The 3,431-nt window shown below is 60.0% G+C and carries 4 protein-coding genes and 1 tRNA gene; 2 read left to right on the top strand and 3 right to left on the bottom strand.

Annotated elements, in window-relative coordinates; genetic code table 11:
* Nucleotides 1-96: 96 nt before the first annotated feature.
* Genes E3T43_RS15280 through E3T43_RS15270 form a run of 3 tightly spaced genes read right to left on the bottom strand, consistent with a single transcriptional unit; the run spans nt 97 to nt 2,148 of the window.
* A complete protein-coding gene (locus tag E3T43_RS15280; protein ID WP_134473061.1) occupies nt 97-1,290 on the bottom strand; it encodes a tyrosine-type recombinase/integrase in 1,194 nt (397 codons plus the stop codon).
* Nucleotides 1,287-1,673: an ImmA/IrrE family metallo-endopeptidase gene (locus E3T43_RS15275; protein WP_166790330.1), complete on the bottom strand. Its 387-nt coding sequence runs from the start codon at nt 1,671-1,673 to the stop codon at nt 1,287-1,289. Before E3T43_RS15275 ends, E3T43_RS15280 begins: the two co-directional genes overlap by 4 nt.
* Nucleotides 1,663-2,148, bottom strand: a complete 486-nt coding sequence (locus E3T43_RS15270; protein ID WP_134473059.1) for a helix-turn-helix transcriptional regulator — start codon at nt 2,146-2,148, stop codon at nt 1,663-1,665. The genes E3T43_RS15275 and E3T43_RS15270 overlap by 11 nt, the downstream gene beginning before the upstream one ends.
* 408 nt (nt 2,149-2,556) lie before the next feature.
* Between E3T43_RS15270 and E3T43_RS15265 the strand changes: the two genes are divergently transcribed.
* Both E3T43_RS15265 and E3T43_RS15260 read left to right on the top strand, forming a co-directional pair.
* Entirely contained in the window at nt 2,557-2,754 is a 198-nt protein-coding gene (locus E3T43_RS15265; protein WP_134473058.1) for an AlpA family transcriptional regulator, read from the top strand.
* A 546-nt stretch (nt 2,755-3,300) separates the two neighbouring features.
* Nucleotides 3,301-3,371: transfer RNA gene (locus tag E3T43_RS15260), tRNA-OTHER, on the top strand.
* Nucleotides 3,372-3,431: the final 60 nt, after the last annotated feature.

Raw genomic sequence — 3,431 nt, 5'->3', positions numbered from 1 at the left:
GAGCCGCCTGTCAGAATCGAACTGACGACCTTCTCATTACGAGTGAGAGAACAACCGTTTCGTGGGTGTTCGTGGGGGCAAGACTTCCGCGTAAAATCAACGATCTGCCCCCTCGGGAGTTCGCTGGTGTTCGCTGGAATTAGCTCCATAGGGTGCACGATAGGGTGCACGCGGGGCGTCCATCTGATCGACCAAAGCATCCTCTCGTTCGTCCAGTGGATGCACGTAGGTGCGATAGGTGAAAGCGGAGTCCTTGTGACCAAGGATCTTTGCCACGACTGCCACATCTCCACCAGATTCGACCAGCATGTGCGTTGCGGACGTGTGCCGCGACTGGTACCGCTTCACCGCTCCAAGGCCCGCAGATGTGAGCAGGGCGCGCCATAGTCGAGTGTCCTGCGTGGCACCGACTCCCTTGCCGTTTTCCTGTGGGAACATCAGCGCGACCGGCTTGCCACCGCTCTCGAATCCGATCCAGTCCTCGCCCATATCGGCCATGAGCTGCAACTGCTCAGCGCGGTGTGCATCGAGCATCGTGATCAGCGACCGCGGCAAACGAATTTCGCGCTCCCCCGCCGCCGTCTTCGCTGCCGGCTGCAAGAACAGTCCCTTCACGCCGGTTGCGCGCAGTAGCTGGTTGCGGATCGTGAGCCTACCGGTGCGCGCGTCGTAGTCTGGCCACGCCAGCCCCAGGCATTCAGACGGCCGGATTCCCATTCTCAGCGCCAGGTGCCAGCGGGCAGCATTGCGGCCGGTCCCAGCATCGAGAATGGCGTCACGGTCCTCACGTGAGAACGAAGTCGTATCAGCCTTGCCGACCGGGCCGAGCTCAACGCGCAATGCCGGATTGAAGCCGATCATCCCGCGCGTCTCGGCTACTGCCAGCGCTGCTTTCAACGGGGCTAGGTAGCGGCGCTGCGAGGTGGGCGCGATCTTCAGCCATTTCACCCACTGCTCAAGGCGCTCAACGGTGAGCGCGCTGATCCTGATCGATCCGAGTTCCGGCGTGATCTTCTTGTCGAGCACCCACCGATTCATGGCATACGTCGTCGCGCGTGGTCCCGAGATGTTCTCTAGCCAATGGTCGACCCATTGCGTGACCGTGGGCGCGGTGCCAGCGACGAGCTTGCCGTCGTCGCGCCTGGTGAGCAGTTCGCGCTTCTCCTGCGCGCATGCCGCTTTCGTGGCGTGGAATTTGGTGTACTTGCGCTTCCCGCCGACAGTGACGTAGCCGCGCCATCCCCGATCGGTTTTCTTCGGGACCGATCCTTCACCCTTGGCAGCTCTCATGCGGCCCTGCTTTCAGCGTTGAGGTAGGCAAGCAGAATGTCGCCTGTGACTTGGAGGTCGATGGCCCATTCGCGTGGATCGTGCGACCACTCGGATACTTGTTTGAGCCTGCGGGCGGAAATGAGGCGGCGGGCGGCGGACAGGTCGGCACGCCGTTCCTGCCGGATGGACCACAAGCCGTCGGTGTGGTGATCATCGGCAAGAAAGTGCGCCACCTCGTGAGCGAGCACGCTGCGCTCGGTCGCGGTCTTGAGGCCACGGCGCAAGATGATGATTTTTCGGCCCGGAACGTATAGCCCGAAGTTTGACCGCAGGCTCTGGTACGCAACGGTCAGCCCGAGGTGATCGGCATGTTCGTGTGGATCGTACCGATCAGTCGTCAAATTCATCAATTTCTATCACCGTGTCCCCCGGTTTGGCTACAGCACACAGTTCGTCGGCTTCTGTGTTTTGTCGAGTCTTACGCATAGGTCTGACATTGTCTCGTTCGACCATCGCTGGGTGTTCTCCATCAAAGGGCGTCTCGAGTATTTCCGAACCACCTGCTTCGACTCGGCGAAGAATTTCGCGCGCAAGCTCCAGGTCAGTGAAGTCACGAATTTGCAGGGAGCGGTGAACCGATCCAAGAGACAGAGCTTCGGACTCGTCGAGGTAACCGGCAGCGATCAGCGCCTGCACGGGGTCGGCTTGATAAGCACCGGCGATCTGAACTACCTGCTTTGGTCGCGGCTCGACCTTGCCCGCGAGCCAGCGACTGATCGTCGATTCGGGCGTGTTAGTGCGCTCGGAGATCCGGGCGCCCGTCTCGTCTCCAGCGATCATGCGAAGGAACTCTGGCCACGTAATGTGCTTGATCATTCCAGCAATGATAAGCCATTCATTGCACGTATGCAATAACTTTGCATTCGGAAAACCCCGTATTTACGCGGATTCAAGCCCCGTTTAAGGATTTCGCTTATGGAATTAACTTGCAGATGAGCATGCTTGGCGTAATGTTGCAAGCATGCAAGCAGCTACCAATACAGCCAGAGCTAAAGATGCTCTCGTGCTCAACCGGCCCAGGCTTGACGAGCTTCGACGTGCGAACGGCATCAACACGGAGGCGGCACTCGCCAGAATCATCGGGGTGTCCCCCGCGACTCTTTGGCGCGTCTCCAATGGTGAAGTTAGCCCGTCGAACGGATTCATGGCCCGAGTCATGCTGGCGTTTCCCCACGCCTCAATGTCCTCTCTTTTCGAGGTCGTTCGTGGCGAGCAGGTCGCGTAATGCCCGTCGTTGAGTCAGTTCGTCTGTACTCCGTCGCGACCGTGGCCCAGCGCATCGAGATGTCGAAGGTATGGGTGTATGAGCAGATCAAGGCTGGCCGGCTCCCTGTTGTGGAATTTGGCGACACCCGACCGCATCAGCGCGTTCGTGCTGACGATCTCCAGAAGTTCATAGACGCCCGCACCTTCGGCGCCTAGCCCCTTCATTCTTTCCCCTCGCTCTGAGGGGAATCCGCCGGCGTGCCTGCATGCCCCGATATCGCTCAAAGCCAGACCTGCCATCTACGTGCGCCAGCTCCAACGGTTCACGTAAGGCGGCAGACACCTCGATTGAAGTCGGGGAACTCCGTGAGGAGGAGTCGGGATGGGGGCGATTAGCAGCTTGATAACTACATACAACGAACACGAGAAGGATATTTCTCCTGCGATACGGGGCACCCGAACGATGGTGCACGCAGGAGCTGCGAACGGTGCGAGGGAACGGCCAATCCGACGGTCATCGCCCCACCAAGGAAAGTACTCGGTTCATGTGTACATGCGGGGCAGCTAGGTGTCTGCCAGCGCATGGTGCTCCACAAACGCGGCCTTCCTGGCGCGCCACCTTGCTTTACCTGATCGGGCATCTGCCATTCCATTCGTCACCTTCGGGTGTAGCTGGGCGGGTGCTGTCAACGCTGCGCATCGACGGAGGAACGTCGGCAGCGGTCAGTCGCCCGGTTGGAGTCGAGCCCTGACCGGGCACATGGGCGGGTAGCTCAACTGGAAGAGCGCGGGTTCCCCCACCCGATATGCCGGTTCGATCCCGGCGCCGTCCACTCATCAACCGAATGTCACGAAAGGACATCGCATGTCAGACAAGAAGATCAGCCCCCGCA

This window comes from Cryobacterium sp. Hh7 (genome assembly GCF_004403155.1).
GTDB classification, from domain to species: domain Bacteria; phylum Actinomycetota; class Actinomycetes; order Actinomycetales; family Microbacteriaceae; genus Cryobacterium; species Cryobacterium levicorallinum.
The sequence above is the reverse complement of the archived record's forward strand: the minus strand, read 5'-3'. Positions and strand labels throughout refer to the sequence as shown.